At 49.8% G+C, this 609-nt stretch carries 1 protein-coding gene; it reads left to right on the top strand.

The features are described 5' to 3' along the window. Window positions 1-170: 170 nt before the first annotated feature. On the top strand, window positions 171-609 hold a 439-nt coding region (locus tag N1031_RS20570), incomplete at its 3' end, for a DUF4216 domain-containing protein (RefSeq protein ID WP_259481795.1).

The following is a 609-nucleotide window of genomic DNA, read 5'->3' as shown; positions in this document are numbered from 1 at the left end:
ACAATTTATTCCCTAAAGCCCATTCCACGGTTCTGCAACAATCTTCATTGTTAGCTCCTTAGATCGAGGAGCACTTGGCTCTAGTTCGCGCCAGGAACATCGGTAAGTCCGATGCATGGATTACACGGCATCACATTGATACTTTCCCCGCGTGGCTACGACAACATCTCATGGGTAACGAGTCGATCAACCAACAACTTGCCTTCCTGGCGAGGGGACCGTCTGGGTCGATCACGACATTCCAGGGATATGAGATCAATGGGTACACATTCTACACGAGAGCCCAAGACATGAAGAGCACGAACCAAAACAGCGCTGTTCGTGTCGATGCCATGGGACACGATGGAACAACTGCCACGTATTACGGTGCCATCGAGGACATATGGGAACTTGACTATGGTCCTCTCAAGGTTCCTCTGTTCCGGTGCCAATGGGTTAGGTTGACTGGTGGAGGCGTAATGATTGATGACAGTGGGATGACAACTGTTGACCTTAACAAGGTTGGATACTCGGACGAACCTTTTGTCCTTGCCAATGATGTAACGCAAGTCTTTTTCGTGAAGGACATGTCTAGCAAAGGAAAGAAGGGCAGAGGGCCTGACGAGCCTA

It is taken from the genome of Herbiconiux moechotypicola (assembly GCF_024979255.1).
Taxonomy (GTDB): Bacteria; Actinomycetota; Actinomycetes; order Actinomycetales; family Microbacteriaceae; genus Herbiconiux; species Herbiconiux moechotypicola.
This window is presented reverse-complemented; position numbering and strand designations above follow the sequence as displayed.